This is a genomic window from Amycolatopsis sp., assembly GCF_036008905.1.
Taxonomy (GTDB): Bacteria; Actinomycetota; Actinomycetes; order Mycobacteriales; family Pseudonocardiaceae; genus Amycolatopsis.
In genome coordinates this window covers 16513-37338 of record NZ_DASYMU010000219.1, presented here as the reverse complement: position 1 = coordinate 37338, position 20826 = coordinate 16513, and the positions used below count along the sequence as shown (strand labels likewise).

Below are 20826 nucleotides of genomic sequence, written 5' to 3'. Positions count from 1 at the left end.
CCTTCTGGGCCGTGAAAGTCCCTTTCACCCCCGATAAAGCAGGCAAAGTCCCTTCGGCTTCGTGTTAGGTTCCCGCCATGCACCGGATCTTTCTCGCCACTCCGCCTCCGCGTCCCTGAGCGGGGCGTCCGGCTTCTCGGTTCTCACCTGAACCCACGCCCCGCGTCGTCGTCTTTCCCACTCCCTCGACGCAGGAGCGTTCCTTCATGTCTTCAGTCGCTGTTGTCCCAGCCACGCGCAATCGATCCGGATTGGCGCTGATCCTCGCCGGGATTCTTTGGGGGACCGGTGGTCTGTCCGGTTCCCTGCTCTCCGCGAAAGCGGGCCTTCACCCGCTTTCCGTTGCCACCTATAGGTTGTTGCTCGGCGGCGCGTTCGCCGTGCTCTTCCTGTGGCTGACCGGCGGGCTGCGGGAGTTCCCGCGGACCCGCGCCGCATTTCGACGTCTACTCGTGGCAGGCGGGCTGCTCGGGCTGTTCCAGGCGAGCTACTTCCTCGCGGTCTCGCTGAGTTCGGTGAGCATCGCGACGATGACGACGATCGGGGGCGCGCCGGTGTTCGTCGCCGTCGTCACGGCGGTTCGCGAACGCCGCGTGCCCGGCGCGGCGACGCTGGTTTCGATCGGGGTCGCGCTGGTCGGCCTGGTGTTGCTCAGGTGGTCACCCGACGGTGCCTCCGTGGACTGGCGGCTCATCGGCGGGGTCGTGTTCGCGCTGCTCGCCGGAGCCGGGTTCGCCACCCTGACCCTGGTGACGGCGAACCAGGTCGACGGCCTGGAGCCCCTGCGCACCACGGCGTTCGGCTGCCTGATCGGCGGTCTTGTGCTGCTGCCCGTCGCGGGGTCGCTCGGGCTGGCGATGCCGTTCCATGCCGACGTCCTGGGCTTGGCCGTCTACCTCGGGTTGGTGCCGACCGCGCTGGCTTATGCGGCGTACTTCCGCGGGCTGGTCAGCGCGCATCCCGTACTGGCCGCGCTCTCGGCGTTGCTCGAGCCGCTGACGGCCGCGATGCTCTCGGCGCTGGTGCTGCACGAGCGGCTCGGTGTGGTCGGCTGGTGTGGCGCCGCCCTGCTCGTCGGCGCGCTCGCCGTGAGCTACTGGCGCCCCGAGCCCCGCTAAAGGAGGGCATCAAGGGACCTTTACTGCCGTTTGGCGGTAGTAAAGGTCCCTTGCTCCCGCTTCAGGAGCTTCAGGAGCTTCAGGAGCTTCAGGAGTCGAGGGGGAGAGGGCGGCCGAGGATGGCGAAGGGGCGCGGGTCCCCGGCGAAGTGGTAGTTGCGCAGCACGTCGACGAAGCCGACCCGGCGGTACAGCTTCCACGCCCGGCTCGGGCCCTCGGGGGTGGAGAGCAGCACGTTCGCGCTCGGCACGCCGTCGAGGAGCATCTTCAGCAGGTCTTCCCCGATGCGCTTGCCCTGGTTCTCCGGGCGCACGTGGATCTCGGTCAGCTCGAAGTAGTCGGTGAGCCAGTGGTGGGCGACCTCGTCGCCGTCCTGGCGCGTCAGGCCGCGGCGGACCTGCTCGTGCCACCACTGCCCGGCCTTGCCGCGGTAGCCGTAGCCGAGACCCAGCATCGTGTTGTCCTCGTCGAAGGCCGCCATGCAGCGCCAGCCCTCGCGCAGCGCGTGCGTCAGCCACATCGGCGCACGCTGTTCCGCGGTGCCTTCGGGGTAGCGCATCGCACTCACGTAGAGCTTGAGCGCTTCCGGCAGCCTCGCCCGGAAGTCCTCCGGCGAGAGCTGTACGAAGCGGGTTGAAGACGTCGCGGTCACGGCTGAGTATCTTGCCCGTCCGCCGCGACGTCCGCGGCGGTGCCCCCGGTGAGCACGAGCAGCTCGTCGAAGGTGGTAGGGAAGACGGACTTCGCGTGCCCGGCCGCGGCCCACACCACGTCGTAGTCCCGCAAGGCGGTGTCGACCAGCGTGATGAGCCGCTTGGGGTGGCCGATCGGGGCGACCCCGCCGATCACCTGGCCGGTGTTCTCCTTCACGAACGCCGGGTCCGCTTTGCCGACTTCGGTCGCGCCGACCAGCGTCGCGAGGTGCTCGGTGTCCGCCCGGTGCGCGCCGGAGGTCAGCGCGAGGATGGCTTCCACCCGATCGGGGAAGACGGCTTCGAAGATCAGGCTGTTCGCGATGGCGCCGGGGACGACGTCGAGCGCTTCGGCCGCGTGGACGGCGGTGCGGACCTCGGCGGGCAGGATGCGGATCCCGTCGGCGGCGGCGTGCTGGCCGGCTTCGGCGAGGGCGGCGGCGACCTTGGCGATCGCGGGGTGGTCGAGCGTGCTCATTCAGACATGAGACCACGGGCACCTCTTGCCCGGCGACGGAGTATCCCCTGGTCGCCGGATGTCGAATACGTCACGAGGTTGAAAGAGTCAACAGTTTCGGGCTACATTGGAGATGTTCGAACACACGTTCGACGTTCGGTGGGGTATCGCACCGATCGACGTCCGGTGGCGGGAGCGGGGGAAGCGTCCCGCCACCGGATGCCGCCTGAGTACGGGCTCCAAGCCGAAGGAGGGGCTATGTCTGTAGCAGTCGTGTCCCGAGAAGACGCCGGGCAACCGGCGTTGCCGATGCCGTTCCGCCCACCGGCGGCACCGGCGGCGGTGGCGTTGCTCGCGCAGGCCAGGCGTGGTCTGGCCGAAGCCGGAAGTGAAACCGATCCGGCCGAACGGTTCACCGGTTCGTACCTGTCCGCACTGCGCGCGGCGGCCGCCGTGCTCGCGGCGCGGGGCAGGCCGCACCGGGGCCGCGCCAAGCCGGCCAGCGTCTGGGTGCTGCTCGAAACCGCCGCCCCGGAGCTGCGGGAGTGGGCGATCTTCTTCGCCGCGAACTCCGCGACCCAAGCCGCCGTGCAGGCCGGTATCACCGGGCGGCTGACCCCGGGGATGGCCGACGACCTGCTCCGCCAGAGCGACCAGTTCCTGGAGCTGGCCCGGCGAGTGGTGCACGGAGGTGATTGATGGGACAGTCGATGATCGACAACGGCACGCTGCTCGAAGTGCTCGCCGTTGAGGGTGCGGCGCTGGCGGAGGTGGTGCGCGGCGCGTCGGCCGAGGCGCCGGTGCCGACCTGCCCCGGACTGACCATCGGTGAGACGGCCCGGCACGTGGGCAGCGTGTACCGCATGGCAAGGGGCTGGCTGATCGAAGGCCACCGCCCGACCCAGTGGGACCGCGATCCGCCGCCTGGCCAGTCCACCGTCGAGTACTTCCTGGAAGGCCACCAGGATCTGCTCGGACAGCTGAGGGCCCACGACCCGGAGGACCACGCCGCGACGTGGTGGCCCGCGGACCGCACCTACGGTTTCTGGGGCCGCCGGATGGCACACGAGACGACGATCCACCGGATCGACGTCCAAGCCGCGTCCGGGGCGGAGATCGCCGAGGTCGCGGAAGACGTGGCACTGGACGGCGTGGACGAGGTACTCGCGTTGTGGTTCGCCCAGAAGCTGCCGCTGCTGGGGCTTTCCGGGACGAAGGCGGGTTCGGTGGGCATCAAGACCGGCGGTCACCACTGGATAGCCAGGGCCGGGCCGGGCGAGACCACCGCGTGGCGTTGTTCGGCGCGGGAGGCTTCGCAGGCGGACGCGGTGGTGACGGCCACGCCGATGCAGGTCTACCTCTGGCTGTGGGGCCGCGCGTCCTTGCTGTCGGTGAAGGTCCGCGGACAGCACGACGCGGCGGCGCAACTCTGGGCGTTGCTCAGGCTGGCGACACGGTGAATCGGTTTTGCGGGGAAGCAACGCTGGTTTTGCCGGGGTCACGGTCTAGGTTTCGGCCATGGGAACCCAGCTCGTCAACGTGGTGATCGATTCGGCGCGGCCCCGGGAGGTCGCGGCTTTCTGGGCCGGGCTGCTGGGCTGGGAGGTCGCGATCGACCTTCCGGACGAAGTGGACGTGCGGGCACCGGCGTCGGACGGCTGGGCACTCGACCTGACGTTCGTGCCGGTGCCCGAAGCGAAAAAGGGGAAGAACCGGATCCATCTGGACTTGGCCAGCGCGTCGGCCGAGGCGCAGAAAGCCATGGTGGACAAGGCGCTCGCCCTCGGCGCCCGGCCGGCCGACATCGGCCAGTCGGACACCGCGTGGGTGGTGCTGGCGGATCCGGAGGGCAACGAGTTCTGCGTGCTGGAGCCGCGCCCGAAGTACCTCGCGATGGGCGCGGTCGCCGCGATCGTCGTCGACGCGCACGACCCGCACACGCTGGCGGCCTTCTGGGCCGAGGCGACGGGGTGGGCGATCGGGGACCGGGAAGAGGACATCGTCGGACTCCGTGCGCCGGACGGGCGCGGGCCGTGGCTGGAATTCCTGCGCACAGAGGACGTGAAAACGGTGAAGAACCGGATTCACCTCGATGTCGCGCCGCAAATCGGTGAGGAAATATCCGACTCCGTAACGCGGCTGGCCGATTTGGGCGCGACCACTCTCGAAAGTGGCACCCTGCCTTGGCAAGTCCTCACCGATCCCGAAGGCAACGAATTCTGCGTACTTTCCGCTCGCTAGTCACTTTGAGTGTTTCTCGCGCGTTGCCGGGCGGCGCCGAAGCCTGACACGAGCGAAACACCGGTGTCCCCGGCAGGCAACAACCGGACGGGACGGTGGAGGAATGGAGATCCGTCACGTTCGAACAGCGCAGGACGCCCAGGCCGCCGAGCCGTGGTCACCGGAGGCGGTGGACGAAGGTGACACGTCCCTCACCTGGCGGCTCCGGATCCGCATGGACGACCGGCCCGGCACGCTCGCCAGGATCGCCATCCGGCTCGCCGACCTCGAGTGCAACATCCTCGGGCTGACGGTGCTGCCGGTCCCCGGCGGGGTGCTCGACGAGATCGTCGTCCGGCCGGCGACCGGGTTGACCCGGCCGCATCTGGTCAACGCGATCCGGGAGGAGGGCTGCGAGTGCTCCGGCATCGTCGACGCGGACGTCCGTGAGCTCGTCGACGCGTCGGCGGCCACGCTTTCCTCGGCGAGCCGCGCGGTGAGCGATCCCGCCAAGTTCTCCGAAGTCCTCCGGGACGTGCTCGCCGCCGATATCGTCACCGTGGTGCCCACGGCCGAGACGAACCCGTCGCGGACCGAGGGCGGCCACCGCGCGGTGTTCCCGATCGACGGCGAAAGCGCGCTGGTCGCGCGGCGCGGATGGGCGCCCTTCGTCCAACTCGAACTGGCACGCGGCCAGGCGCTGCTCGGGCTGCTCGGCGCGGTGCGCGCGAACGCGGCCGGGCCGGCGGTGATGACGTGCACCGACGGCGCCAACCTCGTGCTCCGGCAAGGCGCGCCCGGCGACGCGGACGCCGTCTTCGCGCTGCACGGCCGATGCTCCAAGGCGACGCTGTTCCAGCGCTACCACACCGGGATGCGGACGGTGCCGCGTCGCTGGCTGCACCGGCTGCTCGTCCCGCCGCGCGGGGTCAGCCTGCTGGCCGTCTGCGGGCGTGACGTCGTCGGGCTCGGCCAGCTCATCCCGGCCGCGACCGGCGAGAGCGCCGAAGTTTCGTTGCTGGTGGAGGATTCCTGGCAGCGCAAGGGGGTCGGCGCCGCGTTGCTGGCGAGACTCGGCGTGCTCGCGAGCGCGCGCGGGCACCAGGAACTGACCGCGGTTTGCCTGCCGAGCCAGGACACGATCTTCCGGACAGCGGTGAACGCCGGGCTCAAGCCAGAGAAGCCGGTCGACGGCGTGGTCAAGATTCCGCTGGGCTAACCCTTGTCCCGCTTCCAGAACCAGTCCTTCTCCCGCGTTTCGCGCATCGCCTGCTTCTTCAGATCGGGCGTGAGGCGGTCGAGGTAGAGCTTGCCGTCGAGATGATCCGTTTCGTGCTGCAGCGCCTGCGCCAGCACGTCGAATCCCTCCACCTCGATCGGATTGTTGTGCTTGTCGACGCCGCGGACCAAGGCCCGCTTGGCGCGTACGACCGGGAATCGGAGCTCGGGAACGGAAAGGCAGCCCTCGGTGATCTCGTGGGTCTCCTCGGAAAGTTCCACGATCTGCGGGTTGATCACGTAGCCCGTGAGGCCTTCGACGTTGTAGCTGAACACCCGCAGGCTGACGCCGATCTGGTTCGCCGCCAACCCGGCCCGCCCCGGCAGTTGCACCCCGTCGAGCAGATCGGTCACCAGGAGGTCGATGGACTTGTCGAACCGGGTCACCGGATCGCAGACGGTTTTGAGCACCGGGTCCCCGAAGTAACGCAGCTCCCGCACGGCCATCGTGGAATTTCCTTTCCCTTTTCGCCGTGCGAACTCTAGAGGATCGGTGCCGCTACCGGTCGAGCAGGGAAGCGGCTTCCGCGAAGACGTCGTGGGCGCGCTTGTCGAACAGCACGAACCGCACCGAGGTGATTCCCGGTGTCCCGTCCAGGGTTTCGGCGACGGCGGCCAACGCGATTTTCGCGGCGGACTCGACGGGCCAGCGGTAAATACCGGTCGAGATCGCCGGGAACGCGACGGTGCGCGCACCGAGATCGGCCGCGACGCGCAGCGAGGTGCGATGGCAGTCGGCCAACAGTGCCGAGCGATCCTCCTCGGCCGACCAGACCGGCCCGACCGTGTGCACGACCCAGTTCGCGGGCAGCCGCCCAGCGGTCGTCGCCACCGCCTGTCCGGTCTTGAGCCCGCGGCCGTAATGCCCGGCGCGGAGTTTGCGGCAGTCGGCGAGGATCTCCGGGCCGCCCTTGCGGTGGATGGCACCGTCGACCCCGCCACCGCCCAGCAGTGACGAGTTCGCGGCGTTCACCACGACGTCGACGTCCTGCGCGGTGATGTCGCCGACAACGAGTTCGATCTGTGCCATACGCGCATTCTTTAGCGCCGAGCGCCGGGGCGCCACGGGATTGTTCCCAGTGGCAGGCGGACCGTACACGGATCCGTCTACCTCGAAACGGGTCGCGACATGTCCGGCCAGGTCGGCCAGCCGTGCCGCCACTTTCCAAGTTTCAGTTCCCTGGGTAGTCTGTAGTTGGTGGGAAAGGCGACCACTTGTCGACCCCTCGGGGTCTGACTCAACTTGGCTCGTAAGAGGCCGTGTGGCACTTTCCCACCGTTTCACCGGTGTCCACGCTTCACTGTGAGGCACGACCCACCCGATTGAGCGGCCCGTGAAGGCCTCCTTCACGGACCGGCAGCACGCCGCCCTATCTTCCGTAATCCGAGAAGTCGAGGGCACCGACCACCCTTGTGTCGCCGAATTGGCCGAAGCTCTCAGCGCTTTCATCGCCGAGGGTCTGCCAGCTCAAGATCTCACTCAAGCGTCAGCGCACCCTGGCGGCCTTGTCGCGACAAGGCCGCCAGGGTTTGTCGCAGCGGCGTCAGTGGACCAGTGCCGGGCCAAGGGGCAGCGCTGAACCGCCTGTCGCCTGCGAAGCCGAACTGAAGAACAGGTAGACACCCACCGCGGCGAAGAGGAAGACCACGATGCCCGCGAGGCGCAGCACGCCCGCGGATCCTTGCGAAGTGCCCGCCAGCACCAGGACCAGCGCGACTTCGATCAACGCGAACAGGACCGTGTAGGCGACCGGCAGCCGCAGCGAGCCCAGGGTCAGCATGCCGACGACCACCAGCCAGGCGATGAGGAACAGTTCCTGCGTCGCGACCGCGGCACCGGCGTCGACCCCGAACCAGCCGTGGGTCAGGCCCAGTACGAGGAGGGCGTAGCTGAGCCAGAATCCGGCGAAGATGCCGAACACCCCGGCGACGGCGCTCTGGCCGACGGCAGCCGCCCAGATGGCCGCGATCACCAGGCCCAGGCCGGTGGCCGCGACGATGATGGCCAGCGACGCGCCGACGGCCGCGGCCGGGACGTAGCCGACGAGGACGAGACCGAGGGCGACCGAGCCGACGATGAACGCGGGCAGGCCGATCATCATGGGGTCGCCGACCGGGGCGGGTGGTGGAGCGACTTCGGCGGCGTGCTGGGCGGGTACTCGGTGCGTGCTTTCGGAACCGGCGTCGATGGCGGTCATGGGGCTCCCTTTCGGAGGCAACCGGAAACGTGCCTAGGGTTGTCGCGGAGGCACGTACTCGGTTTACCCGATCTTCGCCTTGCGCCGGGTCTCACTTTGAGGCGCTGGTCAGGCGCGCAGCCGCAGGCCCTTCGGGGTCGCGCGGAAACCGGCCTCCTGCAGGATGCCGGACAGGTCGGTGCCCAGTGCGTGCTCGCCGTCGGCCCGCTGCACCGCCAGGTGACCCAGCCAGCCTTCGCGCACGGCGGTCGACAACGCGCGTGCCGCGGCGCGCAGCGGCTCCTGGGATTCGGTGAACGTCAGCAGCGACCGGCCCCCGCGTTCGACGTACAGCGCGGGCACGCCGTCGACCAGGACGGCGAGCGCGCCGGCCTTGCGGGCCGGGCGGTGTTTGGTGTCGCCCGTCGCCGCGGGCCACGGTAGCGCGGCGCCGTACGGCTGGGCCGGGTCGGCCGCCGCCAGTACCACGGCACTGGTCGCATCGCGTGAGCTCTTGAATTGGACTGAGCCGGTGTCGGACAGCGCGCGCAGCCTGTCCACCGCGCCCTTCGCGGCGAACTGGGCCGCACCGAGTCCTTCGACGACGTAACCACGCACGACCTGTCCGGAGTCTTCCATGCCGCGCAAAACCTTGTAGATCCCCGAAAAACCACCGGTGACTCGTTCTGTTTCCAGCGCACCGCGGGTGAGTACGCCGTGGCGTTCGAGGAAGGCTTCGGTGCGGGCGTGGGCACGCCGGGTCGGGTCGGGCTCGCGGACCGGCGTCAGCGCCCATCTCCCGGCGACCGTCGGCGGGCCGGAGCGCGAAGGCATCGCCGGACGGCTCGCGCGCATCCGGGCGTAGCGTCCACGAGGAGCGGTTCGACGTGGTTTGTGCGCCGCGCCTTTACCGGCCACTTGGGCGCGGAGCGGGCCGAGCGTGTCGCCGGTGACCAGACCGGCCCAGACGAGATCCCACAGCGCGGCAACGACTTCGCCGTCACTCGGCGCGGCCTCGACGAGCGGGGTGATCCTGTCCACGAGCTGCCGGAAGAACAGTGCGCCACCGTCCAAAGAGGACAGCAGGGCTTGGTGCAACGGCCCTTCCGGTACCGAATCCTCGATCTCGGGCAGCAGCAGATCCGCGACGTCCGTCGGTGCCAGCGCGAGCCAGCCGTCGCCCCCGGCGAGTGAACCGCAGCCGCACCAGGTGACCTCGCCCGCGGTGGTGAGCTCGTCCAGCAACGCGGGGGAGTAGCCGGGCAACCGGCTAGGCAGGATCAGCGATTCCACCGCGCTCGCCGGAAGCGGGGTCCCCGCAAGCTGTTCGACCACGGACAGCACGTCGTCGGCCGTCGGTGCCGAGCGAAGTCGCGCGCCGACTCCGTGCCAGGACGGGAGGAAACGTCCCAGTGCCGCGGGTTCCACCGGCTCGACCTCGGCGCGCAGCCGCGCCAGCGACGCCCTTCGCAGTCTGCGAAGCACGGCAGCGTCGCAGTACTCCATGCCCGCCGGATGCAGCTCCGCGTGCCCCAGCGGACTGAGTTCCCCGCGCGCGAGCCTGCCCTCGGACGTCAGCCTGTCGAGCACGCCGGTGACGACAGCCGTGCCCAGCCCGAACCGGTCCGCGACCTGGCGCGCGCCGAACGGTCCTCGGCTGCGGGCGTACCGGGACAGGAGATCACCGAGCGGGTCGGCCACGGGCTCGGTGAACGCCTCCGGCACACCGACCGGAAGCGCCGTGCCCAGCGCGTCCCGCACCCGGCCCGCGTCTTCGATGGCGAGGTACCGCTCTTCGCCGCCGATCCGCACCCGGATCGCCCGCCGGGCGGCTTCCAGTTCTTTCAGCCACTCGGGCTGGATCCCGCGGGCGGCCGCTTCTTCGACCGTCATGTCCCCGAGGAACCGGAGCAGGTCCGCCGCGTCTTCGGCGTGCCGGGCGTGCCTGTCTTCGTCGAGCCGCTGCAGTGACCGCTCGATCTCGGTGATGACCTCGGCGTCGAGCAGTTCCCGGATCGCCTCGGTGCCCAGCAGTTCCGCGAGCAGCGTGGAATCCAGTGAGAGTGCCGCGGCCCGGCGCTCGGCCAGCGGCGCGTCCGTCTCGTACAGGAACATGCCGACGTAACCGAACAGCAGGCTGCGGGCGAACGGCGACGGACTGGGCGTCTCGACGTCGACCACCTTGATCCGGCGGGCCCGGACATCGGTCATCAGTTCGCGCAGGCCGCCGACGTCGTACACGTCCTGCAGGCACTCCCGCATCGCTTCGAGGACGACCGGGAACCGTTCGTACTTCGCCGCGACCGACAGCAGCTGTGACGCGCGTTGCCGTTGCTGCCAAAGGGGAGTCCGGCGCCGCGGGTCCCGGCGCGGCAGCAGCAGCGAGCGCGCGGCACACTCCCGGAACCGCGCGGCGAACAGCGCCGAGCCGCCGACCTCGGCGACGATCAACTGCTCGACCTCCTCCGGATCGAGCAGGATGTCTTCGACGCCGACGGTGACTTCCGCGCCGTCGGCGTCCAGCGCGTCCGGCAGGCGCAGCACGATCCCGTCGTCGGAGTGGGCGACCTGCGCGTCGACCCCGCGGTTCTCCCGCAGCCGCGCGGCGATGGCCAGCGCCCACGGCGCGTTGACCTGCGCGCCGAACGGCGAGTGCAGCACTATCCGCCAGTCACCGAGCTCGTCGCGGAAACGCTCCAGCAGGATCGTGCGGTCGTTGGGGATATGCCTTGTCGCGGAGCGCTGTTCTTCGAGGTAGCCCAGCAGGTTGTCGCAGGCTCGTTCGTCCAGCCCGGCCACTTCCGCGCGGGTGCGTGCGTCCGCAGAGTCCAAAGTAGACAGTTCGCGGACGAACGCGCCGAGTGCCCGGCCCAGTTCCAGCGGGCGGCCCTGGGCGTCGCCCTTCCAGAACGGCATCCTGGCCGGCTCGCCCGGCGCGGGCACCACGATCACCCTGTCGTGCGTGATCTCCGTGACGCGCCAGGAAGAAGTGCCCAGGAGAACGGTGTCGCCCACGCGGGACTCGTAGACCATTTCCTCGTCGAGCTCGCCGACGCGCGAACCCGGCCTGTCGTCGGAGCCCGGGGTCATCACGGTGAACAGCCCGCGATCCGGGATCGTGCCGCCCGAGGTCACCGCGAGCCGCTGCGCGCCGGGACGTCCGGTCAGCTCGCCCGTCACCCTGTCCCAGGTGATCCGGGCGCGTAGTTCGCCGAACTCCTCGCTCGGGTACCGCCCGGCCAGCATGTCGAGCACCGCGTGCAGCGCGTCGTCCGGCAGCGCGGCGAAGGGGGCGGCGCGGCGGATGAGCTCGGCCAGCTCGTCGACCGTCCACGACTCCAGCGCGACCATCGCCACGATGTGCTGCGCCAGCACGTCCAGCGGGTTGCGCGGGTAGTGGACCGCTTCGATCTTGCCGGTCGCCATCCGCTCGGCGACCACCGCGCAGGAAACCAGGTCACCCCGGAACTTGGGGAACATGACCCCGCGCGACACCGCGCCGACCTGGTGCCCGGCCCGGCCGACGCGCTGCAGCCCGGACGCCACCGTCGGCGGTGCCTCGATCTGCACGACCAGGTCGACCGCGCCCATGTCGATGCCCAGCTCCAGTGAGGAGGTGGCGACCACACACGCGAGTTGTCCGGACTTGAGTTCTTCCTCGACGTGGGTGCGCTGTTCACGCGACATCGAGCCGTGGTGTGCCTTGGCTATCGTCGCCTCGGCGCCCGTGGTCAGGCCCGACTGCCCGACGGCTTCCGCCGGGAACTGTTGCCCCACCCGGAGTTCCGACTGTTCCGCGGCGAGTTCGTTCAGCTTCGAGGTCAGGCGTTCGGTGAGCCGCCGCGAGTTGGCGAACACGATCGTCGAGCGATGCGACTTGATCAGCTCGAGGACACGCTCCTCCACCGCGGGCCAGATCGAGGGACGCTTGGCCGGGCCGACCTCTTCTTCGAACCCGAGCGGCCCGTCGACCGGATCCACCGGCGCGGCGGGAGCGTCCAGGTTCCCCATGTCCTCGACCGGGACCTCGACCCGCACCTCGATGGTCTTGGCGAGCTTCGGCTGGACCACGCGCACCGGCCGCTGCCCGCCGAGGAACGAGCTCACCTCGTCGACCGGGCGGACCGTCGCGGACAGGCCGATCCGCTGGGCGGGCTTGGACAGCAGCGCGTCCAGCCGCTCCAGCGACACGGCCAGGTGGACGCCGCGTTTGCCGCCCGCGACGGCGTGCACCTCGTCGACGATCACCGTCTCGATCCCGCGCAGTGACTCGCGCGCCGACGAGGTCAGGATCAGGAACAGCGACTCGGGGGTGGTGACCAGCACATCGGGCGGGGTGCGGCCGAACGACCGGCGCTCGGCGGCCGTGGTGTCGCCCGTCCGCATGCCGACCTCGATATCGGGCGGCGCGAGCCCGAGCCGGCGCGAGGCCTGCGAGATCCCGGCCAGCGGTGCCCGCAGGTTGCGCTGGACGTCGACAGCCAGGGCCTTGAGCGGCGAGACATAGAGGACACGGCAGCGCTTCTTCGGATCCGCGGGCGGGGGCTCGGAAGCCAGCCTGTCCAGCGCCCACAGGAACGCGGCCAGCGTCTTGCCGGACCCCGTCGGCGCGACGACCAGCGCGTGCTCGCCCGCGTGCGCCGCCCGCCAGGCGCCGGCCTGGGCGTCGGTGGGCGCGACGAACGCCCCCTTGAACCACTCGCGGGTGGCGGGGGAGAACAGATCGAGCACGTCGGCCGTGGCCATACCCCCATCTTGCGCCTCGGCACCGACAGTTTTTGCGCCGAGCGTGACTTTGGCGGTCCGGCACACGCGCGGCCCACCGGCGTGGGAGCATGCACCGGCAGGCGAACCAGGGCCTGATCAGGGCGTTGAAGATCAGGGCATTGAACAAGGGGAGAGCTGTGCGGATCCTGTCGGTGGATCTCGGGACGTCCAACACCGTGGCGGTGTTGTCGGCGCACGGCCGGCCGCCGCGGGTCGTCGAAGTGGACGGCTCGGCGAACATGCCGTCCGCGGTGTTCGCCGCCGAGGACGGCACGCTCATGATCGGCCGCGACGCCGAGCGCCGCGCCCGGCTCGACCCGACCCGGTTCGAGCCCAACCCCAAGCGCCGCGTCGACGAGCAGACGCTGCTGCTCGGCACCGACATCGTGCCGGTGAACGAAGCCCTCGCCGCGATCCTGCGCCGCGTGCTCGACGAGACGGTCCGCCAGCTCGGTGGTGAACAGCCCGACGAGGTCCGCCTGACCCACCCCGCGCAGTGGGGCCCGGTCCGGCGCAACGTCCTGCTCTCCGCCGCGAGACTCGCCGGGATGGGCAACGCGGTTTCGCTGGTGCCCGAGCCGGTCGCCGCCGCCGCGCACTTCGCGTCCTTCCCCGGCAGGTCACTGGCCCCCGGCCAGGCGCTCGCCGTCTACGACCTCGGCGCGGGCACCTTCGACGTCGCCGTGGTCGGCGCGACCCAGACCGGGTTCGCGGTGCTCGCCGAAGACGGCTTGGCCGACCTGGGCGGGCTCGACGTCGACCAGGCGTTGCTGGTGCACGTCGGCCGTGAGGTCTCACACCGGGACCCGGCGCGCTGGCAACGGCTGCTGCGCCCGGAGTCGACGCCGGACAGGCGCACCCGGCGTGCCCTGCAGGAGGACGTGAAGGCCGCCAAAGAGGCACTTTCCCGGCACCCGCAGACCGACGTGCCGATGCCGGAACCGTTCACCGACGTGCTGGTCACCCGCGCCGAGCTCGAAGCGCTGGTCCGCCCGGCCCTGCTCCGCAGTGTCGAGCTGCTGGCCAAGACGGTCCGCGCGGCGGGGATGTCGCCGGATCGGCTGGCGGGGATCTACCTCGTCGGCGGGTCCAGCCGGTTGCCGCTGGTCGGGGCCATGATCTCGGAGAAACTCGGGGTCGTTCCCGCGAGCCTCGACCAGCCGGAGACGGCCGTCGCGCTCGGCGCGCACCACGTCGCGCCGGACGGCATCACCATGCGTACGCAGAACCTGGAAGGCCAGGTCGCCGCGAGCGCGTCCGGTCCCTACGGCTTCCCCGGTCAGCGGCAGCCGATCCCCGCCGGTTACCAGCGGCCAGGGCAGTACCAGCAGCCTTCGTTCCCCCAGGGCGGGCCGCAGCCGGTGCAGCAGCGGCCCGCGCCCTCGAACTTCCCGGCGTACTCGCCGGCGCGCGAAGTACCGAAGAGCGGCGGCAAGAAGAAACTGCTGATCGCGCTCGCGGCCGCGGTGGTCGTCGTGCTCGGTGTCGGCGGCGCGATCTTCCTCACCTCGTCTTCTTCGGTCACCACGTACACCGCCGACGAGTGCAAGCAGCAGGCGCAGGGCGACGACAAGGGCCTCACCGGCTGCCTGCGCCAGCTCGCCGGGACGATCGCCGACACCGGCAGCTGCACCCCCGGCATGGGCAACGGGCCCGCCGCCACCACGGAAAAACTCGGCGTGACCTCGACGTGCTCCGCGCCCGGCCGCGCCGGCACCCAGGTGACCTATCTGCAGGGCACCTCGGCCGAGGCGATCAAGCCCTATACCGACCAGCTGCTGCAGTCCGCGGGCGGGGATCGCACGAATTCCCAGTGGAAGGGCAACGGCCTCCAAGGCGAGTATTCGTCCGCCGCGGGCAAGAACTCGGCCGTGCTCGTCTTCACCGTCACCGACCGCCCCTTGGCCGGCTTCATCTATCAGGTGAATTCGAGTGATCAGGCCGCCGCGACGACTACGGGCGCGCTCGCGGACTACTTCGAACAGAGCGTCCAGCCGGGGGAGTAGCCGAGGTCCCGAGCCGAGGTCGTGTCTGGTGGGTCTTGTTCGCGGTATCCGCGCCCAGGCGGCCCCTGGTCGCACCGGGGATTCACCCAAGTACGGCCAGTACGAGGGCGAATCCCCGGCACAACCAGGAACCACCTGGATCACGAATCCCATCGAACAGAACCACCAGACACGACCTAGGCTGTAACCGATGCGTATCACGGATTTCCAGCGGATGATGGCCGGCGAGTTCGGCTCGAGCAGGGCTTCGACGCTGGCCAGGGACCATGTGTTCAGCGGGCTCGACGGGCGGACGGTCGAAGAAGCCGTCGAAGCGGGCGTGCCGGTCAAGGAGATTTGGCAGGTCGTCTGCGAGTCTTTCGACGTCCCGTCCGAGCGTCGCTGACACACGGGCAGAAAATCCTACCGCAAGGGTGTGTCGGTTTCGCGGTCGAACAGGTGTTCGTCTATGGTGTTGTCCACAGCGGGGCCAGCTATCCACAGATTGCCGCCGAGGCCCGGAATTGTCGGTCCTCACCCGTAGCGTCTGGTCCGACAGCCGAAAACTTTGCTCGACTCTCAAGACTCGAATCTCTGAACAGAGCCGCACAGGCTCCCGGCAACGAGGTGGACTCCATGGCACCAGCAGCACCCGACAAGGACAAGGCGCTCGAACTGGCCCTTGCACAGATCGACAAGCAGTACGGCAAGGGCTCGCTCATGCGCCTCGGCGACAAGGGTCACGTGCCGATCGCCGTGATCCCGACCGGCGCCATCGCGCTGGACATCGCACTGGGCATCGGGGGCCTGCCGCGTGGCCGCGTGGTGGAGATCTACGGTCCGGAATCCTCCGGTAAGACCACGGTCGCCCTGCACGCGGTCGCCAACGCGCAGAAGGCCGGCGGTATCGCCGCGTTCATCGACGCGGAGCACGCGCTCGACCCGGAATACGCCAAGAACCTCGGCGTGGACACCGACGCGCTGCTCGTCTCGCAGCCGGACACCGGTGAGCAGGCCCTCGAGATCGCGGACATGCTGATCCGCTCCGGCGCGCTCGACATCCTGGTCATCGACTCGGTGGCCGCGCTCGTGCCGCGCGCCGAGATCGAGGGCGAGATGGGTGACAGTCACGTCGGCCTGCAGGCCCGGCTGATGAGCCAGGCGCTGCGGAAGATGACCGGTGCGATGAGCAACACGGGCACCACCGCGATCTTCATCAACCAGCTGCGCGAGAAGATCGGCGTCATGTTCGGCTCCCCGGAGACGACGACCGGTGGTAAGGCGCTGAAGTTCTACGCGTCGGTCAGGCTGGATGTCCGCCGGATCGAGACGCTGAAGGACAGCGGCGAGGCGGTCGGTAACCGCACCCGCGTCAAGGTCGTGAAGAACAAGGTCGCGCCGCCCTTCAAGCAGGCCGAGTTCGACATCCTGTACGGCAAGGGAATCTCCCGCGAGGGCTCGCTCATCGACATGGGTGTCGACCAGAGCATCGTGCGGAAGTCCGGCGCCTGGTACACCTACGAAGGCGACCAGCTGGGACAGGGTAAGGAAAACGCCCGCAAGTTCCTGCTGGACAACCCCGATGTCGCGAACGAGATCGAGAAGAAGATCAAGGAAAAGCTCGGAATCGGTGCCCAGCTGGATGCCGAGGTCGCGCCCGCCCCGGTCGACTTCTAGGGACTAGCGCATGGCAGAGGGGCGCAAACCGAAGTTCGATCCCATGGAGCTTTCCCCGGAGGAACGGTGGAAGAAGGCCAAGGAGATCTGCTACGACCAGCTCGCCGTTCGCTCACGCTCCCAGGACGAGCTTCGGCAAACGTTGCTGCGTAAGGGGTTCGACGACGAGACCACGGAAACCCTGCTGGGGAAACTGGTCAAGGCCGAACTCGTGAACGACGCGACGTTTGCCGAAGAATGGGTGAACGCCCGGCATACCCACAAGGGTTTGTCGAAAGCCGCCCTCGTCATGGAGCTCAAGCGTAAGGGTGTCGACAGCGAGATAGCGGTGCAAGCCGTGAGCGAGCTGGACCAGGAATCCGAAGAGGCCCGGGCCCGCGAGCTGGTGCAAAAGAAGCTGCGCAGCCTGGGCGCCGACGTCGACGAGCAGACGGCCATCCGTCGCCTGCTCGGCATGCTGGGCCGCAAGGGCTACCCGCAAGGCCTGTCCTACATGGTGATCCGCGAGGAACTCCAGGAGTTCGGCGCCGAGTCGACCATCCTCGACGACGCCCTCAACGACTGAGCCCAGCCACCCACGCCCGAGTGCAGTCTGTGCACGCCCGAGTGCAAGTTATGCGCGCTCGGGGGCAAGTTGTGACCGCGCGGAGCCGAACCAGTGGGCGAGTGCGGTGCGCAGGCCGGTCGGTGAGCCTTCACCCGCCCAGGCGATGTAACCGTCGGGGCGGATCAGGAGGGCGTCGGCGGGCGGCTTGCCGCAGCGGGCGGTGACGACGGTGATCCGGTCCGCCCAGCTGGTCGCGGCGTCGCGGAGATCCTGGCGGTCGGCGAGGTCGAGCAGGACGGGTTTGGCGGCACGTAACAGTTCCGCGACCCGCGTGACGCCGTCGGCGGTTTCCAGGATGAGGTCGGGGGCGAACCGGCCGAGCAGTGGATGTGTTCCGGCGCCGGGGGTGTCGTAACGGACGTTGGAACCGTGCAGAATTTCGCCGAGATGCTTCAGTGGCTCGTCGAAGGCGAAGATCTTGGTGAGCAGCCCGCGCAGGGCCTCGCCCTCTTCGTCCTCGGCGCGCTCCAGCGCGGCTTGCGCGCGGGTCTGCATCAGGGTCCGGGCACCGACGGGGTGCCGCTCGGAATGGTAGGTGTCGAGCAGCCCGGCCGGGGCCCGGCCCTGGACCTGCGCGGCCAGTTTCCAGCCGAGATTGACCGTGTCCAGCAGGCCGACGTTGAGCGCGGAGCCGCCTGCGGGGAACAGGTGCGCGGCGTCCCCGGCGAGCAGGATCCGGCCGGTGCGGTACTTCTCGGCCTGGCGGGCTTGGCTGACTGTCCGGGAAAGCCAAATAGGCTCGTCCAGCGGCAGTTCCTTGCCGAGCACGCGGTGAATGCTTGCTTGGAACTCCGCCGGCTCCAGCGGGCTCGTGAGGTCGATCTCCTGGTGCTGCCGTTCGCGGACACCGACGATCAGGACCCCGGGCTGCAGGGACATGACCATGATCCGGCCGTTCGAGGTGCGGTTCCACCCCGGCTTCAGGTTCCCGAACTCCGGGTCGTTGAACGAAGCCACGGAGTCCGCGGCTTTGAAATGACCCAGCCGCAGTACGTCTTCGTCGGTCGTGCCGGGGAAACCGATCCCGGCCCGCTCCCGTACGAAGCTGTGCCCGCCGTCGCAGCCCACGAGGTAAGGAGCGCTCAACCGGTACTCACCGCCGGGGCCCACGACGTCGAGGGTCACGACGTCTTCGTCCTGGGAAAGGCCGCGGATCTCGTGCCCACGCCGGATGTCGACGTCGAGCTCCTCCGCGCGTCCGGCGAGGAGGAGCTCCATCCGTGGTTGCTGGATGGCCATTCCCCGCAGCGGGCTGGTGTCCAGTTGCGAGAAGTTCAGCGGCACCGAACCGAACGGGAAACTCGGGAAAGGCCCGGCGAAGGCGGCCTCGGCTTTGAAGCGTTCAAGGAGGCCGCGGTAGTCCAGCGTCTCCACGATCCGGCCCGCGAGCCCGTTGGCTTTCGGCAGTGTGCCCGCCGCTGCCCGTCGTTCCAGGATCACCGGGCGTGCCCCGGCCAGGCGGAGCTCGCACGCCAGCATCAGTCCGACCGGTCCGGCCCCGGCTACTACCACGTCAACAGTCATGCTTGTCAGGCTAGCCTGACAGCCCGGATTGTCAAGCTAGACTGACAGCTATGGATCCCGGAGACCTCGCCGAACCCATCGCCTCAGCCGACCCCGCGGTGTCGCTGCGGGCTGTCGGCGCCTTGCGCCGCCTGGCTGAACAGGTCGAAGAGGTCTCCGTCGCCCGAGCGAGGGAACACGGCTGGACCTGGGAACAGATCGGCGACGCGCTCGGCATGTCCCGGCAGTCCGTGCACGCGAAGTACGGAAAATGAGCTGATGTTCGAGAAAATGGCGGCACGTGGCCCGTTCGCCGCCGTGGTCACCGCCGCGCTGGAGGAAGCCCGGCGACGCGGTGACCGCCGGCTGGGCACCGAGCACCTGTTCCTCGGCCTCCTGCACGATCCTGATTCGGCCAAGGCGCTCGGCGTCGAACTCGAGTCCGCCCGCGCGGCTTTGGACATCCTCGACCACGAGGCGCTGAAGGCGATCGGGCTGGACCTCGGCGAGCCGCAAAGCACGGCCCTGCGCAGGCATCCACCCCTGAAACTGAGCGCGCTCACTTCCGGCGCGCGAGCCGTCCTCGACCAGGCCGTCAAGGCCACCACCGCGAAAACCCGGCACACCGGGCCGGAGTACCTGCTGCGTGCGCTTCTGACCTGCGAGCCGCCCGACGTCGTGGCGGAGTTGATCACCCGGCTGGACGTCGACCGGCAGGCGGTTCTGTGACCGGGCGGGCCACAGAACCGCCCTGACCTCAGGTCAGCGGCTTCTCGAAGTGCTGGTAGTCGATGGGGCTGTCCCAGTAGCCGCCCCAGTCCCAGCCGCGCTGCTCGAAGGCCTTCACGGTGTTGTCCTGGGCGTAGATCATGCCCTTCTGCCCGGGGGTGCGATCCACGTACGGCGCGCCATTGGGCGGATAGACCGTGCCACCGGCCGAGATGTACGGGTTGATCTGCGGATTGATGTCAATGGCCCGGCCGTAGGAATGATTGGACCAGCCGCCGCCCCCGGTGATTTCCCGGCAGTTGAAAGCGGAGGTATTGTTCGCCTCCATCGACCGGTCGTCGTCGGCGTCGTAGTTGGCGACGTTTTCCATTCGCTCGATGGCGAAGCGCTGCTGGTAGAGCTCACCGAAGGTCTGCGCGACCTCGACGGCCACATCCTTGCTGACGACCACCTCGCCGTTGTGGGCCCTGCCGTCGAAGCCGAAGTATCTGAGCTTGATCATCTTCAGCTGATCGGGGCCGAGCGGGCAACCCTCGTGCCAGCTTTTGCCCAGCTCAGCCGCGCTCACCGAGCGGATGAGCGCGACGTACGGCGGCAGCGCCGTCTCGTCGGCCGTGGCTGTGCTTGCCGACGCGGTGCCCGCCACAGCGCCGGTCAGCATGACAGCGGCTGTCAACGTCATCGTGATTTTGGTCAGTATTCGCATGCTCACATTCCCCTGAATGTTTTGTGGTGCGCGAAAGAAGCGGTCGACGAAAGGAATCGTCACCGCGCGAAAGAAGAAACCCCCAGAGAAGCGTCGCCCAAAAGGGTGCTTCTGTCTCCGTTCTCGAAATAGTGCTTCCCCAGTACCTGTGCCCGCGTCACCGCGGCCCCGTCCTATTAATACCGGAAAAAGCGAATGGCCGCTATCAAGGCACGACGGCGTTCATGAAAAAGCCGGTCGTCCGGGTAAACGAGCTACTCGGACGACCGGCGGTGAAGAGCTCAGCGCAGGGCGGCGGCTTCCCTGGCCAGTGCTTCGATCCGGCCGAAGTCCTTGGCGGCCAAGGCGTCCTTCGGGGTCAGCCACGTCCCGCCGATGCAGCCGACGTTCGGCAGCGCCAGGTAGTCCGGCGCGGTCTTGAGGCTGATGCCACCGGTCGGGCAGAACCGCAGCCCGGGCAGCGGACCGCCGACGGAGCTCAGATAGGGGATGCCGCCGCTGGCTTCCGCGGGGAAGAACTTGAGCGCCGTCAGGCCACGCTCGGCCAGCCGCATCGCCTCGGACACCGTGCTCGCGCCGGGCAGGAACGGCAGTCCGGTGGCGAACACCGCGTCCAGCACCTGATCGGTCGTGCCGGGTGTCACCAGGAACGCCGCACCGGCGTCCGCGGCCTGCTTGGCGTGTTCGGGCGCGGTGACCGTGCCCGCGCCGAGGACGATGTCCGGGACCTCGTTGGCGATCCGTTCGATCGCCTCGAGCGCGGCCGGGGTGCGCAGCGTCAGCTCGATCACCTTGATCCCGCCGGCGAGCAGGGCCCGCGCGGTGGGCACGGCGTCCGCCGCGTCCGAGATGACCACGACGGGTATGACGGGGGACAGGTCGAGCAGGTCCTCGCCGGTGGTCACTTGCC

The 20826-nt window shown here is 69.1% G+C and carries 20 protein-coding genes; 11 read left to right on the top strand and 9 right to left on the bottom strand.

The window, feature by feature from the left end; all coding sequences use genetic code 11:
• Nucleotides 1–206 precede the first annotated feature (206 nt).
• A complete protein-coding gene (locus VGP60_RS35270; RefSeq protein WP_327552522.1) occupies nt 207–1118 on the top strand; it encodes a DMT family transporter in 912 nt (303 codons plus the stop codon).
• An 88-nt stretch (nt 1119–1206) separates the two neighbouring features.
• Here VGP60_RS35270 and VGP60_RS35265 read toward each other — a convergent pair whose 3' ends face one another.
• On the bottom strand, nt 1207–1770 hold the full coding sequence (locus VGP60_RS35265; protein ID WP_327552521.1) for a GNAT family N-acetyltransferase: 564 nt from the start codon (nt 1768–1770) through the stop codon (nt 1207–1209).
• Entirely contained in the window at nt 1767–2288 is a 522-nt protein-coding gene (locus VGP60_RS35260) for a YbaK/EbsC family protein (RefSeq protein WP_327552520.1), read from the bottom strand. Before VGP60_RS35260 ends, VGP60_RS35265 begins: the two co-directional genes overlap by 4 nt.
• A gap of 237 nt (nt 2289–2525) precedes the next feature.
• Between VGP60_RS35260 and VGP60_RS35255 the strand changes: the two genes are divergently transcribed.
• The 4 genes from VGP60_RS35255 (at nt 2526) to VGP60_RS35240 (ending at nt 5706) form a co-directional block, all read left to right on the top strand.
• The gene (locus VGP60_RS35255) at nt 2526–2966 is read left to right on the top strand and encodes an SAV_6107 family HEPN domain-containing protein (RefSeq protein ID WP_327552519.1); all 441 of its coding nucleotides are present in this window, start codon (nt 2526–2528) and stop codon (nt 2964–2966) included.
• A complete protein-coding gene (locus VGP60_RS35250; RefSeq protein WP_414640457.1) occupies nt 2963–3727 on the top strand; it encodes a maleylpyruvate isomerase family mycothiol-dependent enzyme in 765 nt (254 codons plus the stop codon). The genes VGP60_RS35255 and VGP60_RS35250 overlap by 4 nt, the downstream gene beginning before the upstream one ends.
• Before the next feature lie 58 nt (nt 3728–3785).
• Complete coding sequence (locus VGP60_RS35245; protein ID WP_327552517.1) at nt 3786–4508, top strand: VOC family protein; 723 nt, start codon at nt 3786–3788, stop codon at nt 4506–4508.
• Between the two features lie 103 nt (nt 4509–4611).
• Nucleotides 4612–5706, top strand: a complete 1095-nt coding sequence (locus VGP60_RS35240) for a GNAT family N-acetyltransferase (protein WP_414640456.1) — start codon at nt 4612–4614, stop codon at nt 5704–5706.
• On the opposite strand, the gene def is transcribed toward VGP60_RS35240, so the two are convergent.
• From def to VGP60_RS35220, 4 genes are all read right to left on the bottom strand, one after another.
• Nucleotides 5703–6212, bottom strand: a complete 510-nt coding sequence (gene def, locus VGP60_RS35235) for a peptide deformylase (protein WP_327552516.1) — start codon at nt 6210–6212, stop codon at nt 5703–5705. The genes VGP60_RS35240 and def overlap by 4 nt on opposite strands.
• Nucleotides 6213–6264: 52 nt before the next feature.
• Nucleotides 6265–6795, bottom strand: coding sequence for an O-acetyl-ADP-ribose deacetylase (locus tag VGP60_RS35230; RefSeq protein WP_327552515.1), 531 nt, complete (start codon nt 6793–6795; stop codon nt 6265–6267).
• Between the two features lie 514 nt (nt 6796–7309).
• Nucleotides 7310–7963, bottom strand: coding sequence for a GPR1/FUN34/YaaH family transporter (locus VGP60_RS35225; protein WP_327552514.1), 654 nt, complete (start codon nt 7961–7963; stop codon nt 7310–7312).
• Between the two features lie 108 nt (nt 7964–8071).
• Complete coding sequence (locus VGP60_RS35220; RefSeq protein WP_327552513.1) at nt 8072–12688, bottom strand: ATP-dependent helicase; 4617 nt, start codon at nt 12686–12688, stop codon at nt 8072–8074.
• Between the two features lie 158 nt (nt 12689–12846).
• Here VGP60_RS35220 and VGP60_RS35215 point away from each other — a divergent pair, with 158 nt between their 5' ends.
• The 4 genes from VGP60_RS35215 to VGP60_RS35200 all read left to right on the top strand — a co-directional run bounded on the left by VGP60_RS35215 (nt 12847) and on the right by VGP60_RS35200 (nt 16936).
• Entirely contained in the window at nt 12847–14715 is a 1869-nt protein-coding gene (locus VGP60_RS35215; RefSeq protein ID WP_327552574.1) for an Hsp70 family protein, read from the top strand.
• Nucleotides 14716–14905: 190 nt separating this feature from the next.
• Nucleotides 14906–15100, top strand: a complete 195-nt coding sequence (locus VGP60_RS35210) for a DUF3046 domain-containing protein (protein WP_327552512.1) — start codon at nt 14906–14908, stop codon at nt 15098–15100.
• A gap of 230 nt (nt 15101–15330) precedes the next feature.
• Nucleotides 15331–16371 (top strand): recombinase RecA, encoded by a 1041-nt coding sequence (gene recA, locus VGP60_RS35205; protein WP_327552511.1) that lies wholly within the window; start codon nt 15331–15333, stop codon nt 16369–16371.
• Nucleotides 16372–16381: 10 nt separating this feature from the next.
• Entirely contained in the window at nt 16382–16936 is a 555-nt protein-coding gene (locus VGP60_RS35200) for a regulatory protein RecX (RefSeq protein WP_327552510.1), read from the top strand.
• A gap of 48 nt (nt 16937–16984) precedes the next feature.
• Here the strand turns inward: VGP60_RS35200 and VGP60_RS35195 are convergent, their stop codons facing one another.
• Nucleotides 16985–18502 carry an FAD-dependent monooxygenase gene (locus VGP60_RS35195; RefSeq protein WP_327552509.1) on the bottom strand — a complete coding sequence of 506 codons (1518 nt, stop codon included), beginning with the start codon at nt 18500–18502 and terminating at the stop codon, nt 16985–16987.
• 50 nt (nt 18503–18552) lie between these two features.
• Here VGP60_RS35195 and VGP60_RS35190 point away from each other — a divergent pair, with 50 nt between their 5' ends.
• Together VGP60_RS35190 and VGP60_RS35185 are read left to right on the top strand one after the other, a co-directional pair.
• The gene (locus VGP60_RS35190; protein WP_327552508.1) at nt 18553–18756 is read left to right on the top strand and encodes a hypothetical protein; all 204 of its coding nucleotides are present in this window, start codon (nt 18553–18555) and stop codon (nt 18754–18756) included.
• A gap of 4 nt (nt 18757–18760) precedes the next feature.
• Nucleotides 18761–19210: a Clp protease N-terminal domain-containing protein gene (locus tag VGP60_RS35185; RefSeq protein WP_327552507.1), complete on the top strand. Its 450-nt coding sequence runs from the start codon at nt 18761–18763 to the stop codon at nt 19208–19210.
• A gap of 28 nt (nt 19211–19238) precedes the next feature.
• Here the strand turns inward: VGP60_RS35185 and VGP60_RS35180 are convergent, their stop codons facing one another.
• Together VGP60_RS35180 and eda are read right to left on the bottom strand one after the other, a co-directional pair.
• A complete protein-coding gene (locus VGP60_RS35180) occupies nt 19239–19916 on the bottom strand; it encodes a M15 family metallopeptidase (RefSeq protein WP_327552506.1) in 678 nt (225 codons plus the stop codon).
• A 281-nt stretch (nt 19917–20197) separates the two neighbouring features.
• Complete coding sequence (eda, locus tag VGP60_RS35175; protein ID WP_327552505.1) at nt 20198–20821, bottom strand: bifunctional 4-hydroxy-2-oxoglutarate aldolase/2-dehydro-3-deoxy-phosphogluconate aldolase; 624 nt, start codon at nt 20819–20821, stop codon at nt 20198–20200.
• Nucleotides 20822–20826: the final 5 nt, after the last annotated feature.

Bases quoted from the DNA above. Each gene is read 5' to 3' on its own strand.
- VGP60_RS35255 (WP_327552519.1), top strand. From the start codon at position 2,526: ATGTCTGTAGCAGTCGTGTCCCGAGAAGACGCCGGGCAACCGGCGTTG.
- VGP60_RS35185 (WP_327552507.1), top strand. From the start codon at position 18,761: ATGTTCGAGAAAATGGCGGCACGTGGCCCGTTCGCCGCCGTGGTCACC.
- VGP60_RS35195 (WP_327552509.1), bottom strand. From the start codon at position 18,502: ATGACTGTTGACGTGGTAGTAGCCGGGGCCGGACCGGTCGGACTGATG.
- VGP60_RS35220 (WP_327552513.1), bottom strand. From the start codon at position 12,688: ATGGCCACGGCCGACGTGCTCGATCTGTTCTCCCCCGCCACCCGCGAG.
- VGP60_RS35260 (WP_327552520.1), bottom strand. From the start codon at position 2,288: ATGAGCACGCTCGACCACCCCGCGATCGCCAAGGTCGCCGCCGCCCTC.
- VGP60_RS35240 (WP_414640456.1), top strand. From the start codon at position 4,612: ATGGAGATCCGTCACGTTCGAACAGCGCAGGACGCCCAGGCCGCCGAG.
- recA (WP_327552511.1), top strand. From the start codon at position 15,331: ATGGCACCAGCAGCACCCGACAAGGACAAGGCGCTCGAACTGGCCCTT.
- VGP60_RS35190 (WP_327552508.1), top strand. From the start codon at position 18,553: ATGGATCCCGGAGACCTCGCCGAACCCATCGCCTCAGCCGACCCCGCG.
- VGP60_RS35225 (WP_327552514.1), bottom strand. From the start codon at position 7,963: ATGACCGCCATCGACGCCGGTTCCGAAAGCACGCACCGAGTACCCGCC.
- VGP60_RS35230 (WP_327552515.1), bottom strand. From the start codon at position 6,795: ATGGCACAGATCGAACTCGTTGTCGGCGACATCACCGCGCAGGACGTC.
- VGP60_RS35270 (WP_327552522.1), top strand. From the start codon at position 207: ATGTCTTCAGTCGCTGTTGTCCCAGCCACGCGCAATCGATCCGGATTG.
- VGP60_RS35210 (WP_327552512.1), top strand. From the start codon at position 14,906: ATGCGTATCACGGATTTCCAGCGGATGATGGCCGGCGAGTTCGGCTCG.
- VGP60_RS35245 (WP_327552517.1), top strand. From the start codon at position 3,786: ATGGGAACCCAGCTCGTCAACGTGGTGATCGATTCGGCGCGGCCCCGG.
- def (WP_327552516.1), bottom strand. From the start codon at position 6,212: ATGGCCGTGCGGGAGCTGCGTTACTTCGGGGACCCGGTGCTCAAAACC.
- VGP60_RS35180 (WP_327552506.1), bottom strand. From the start codon at position 19,916: ATGCGAATACTGACCAAAATCACGATGACGTTGACAGCCGCTGTCATG.
- VGP60_RS35200 (WP_327552510.1), top strand. From the start codon at position 16,382: ATGGCAGAGGGGCGCAAACCGAAGTTCGATCCCATGGAGCTTTCCCCG.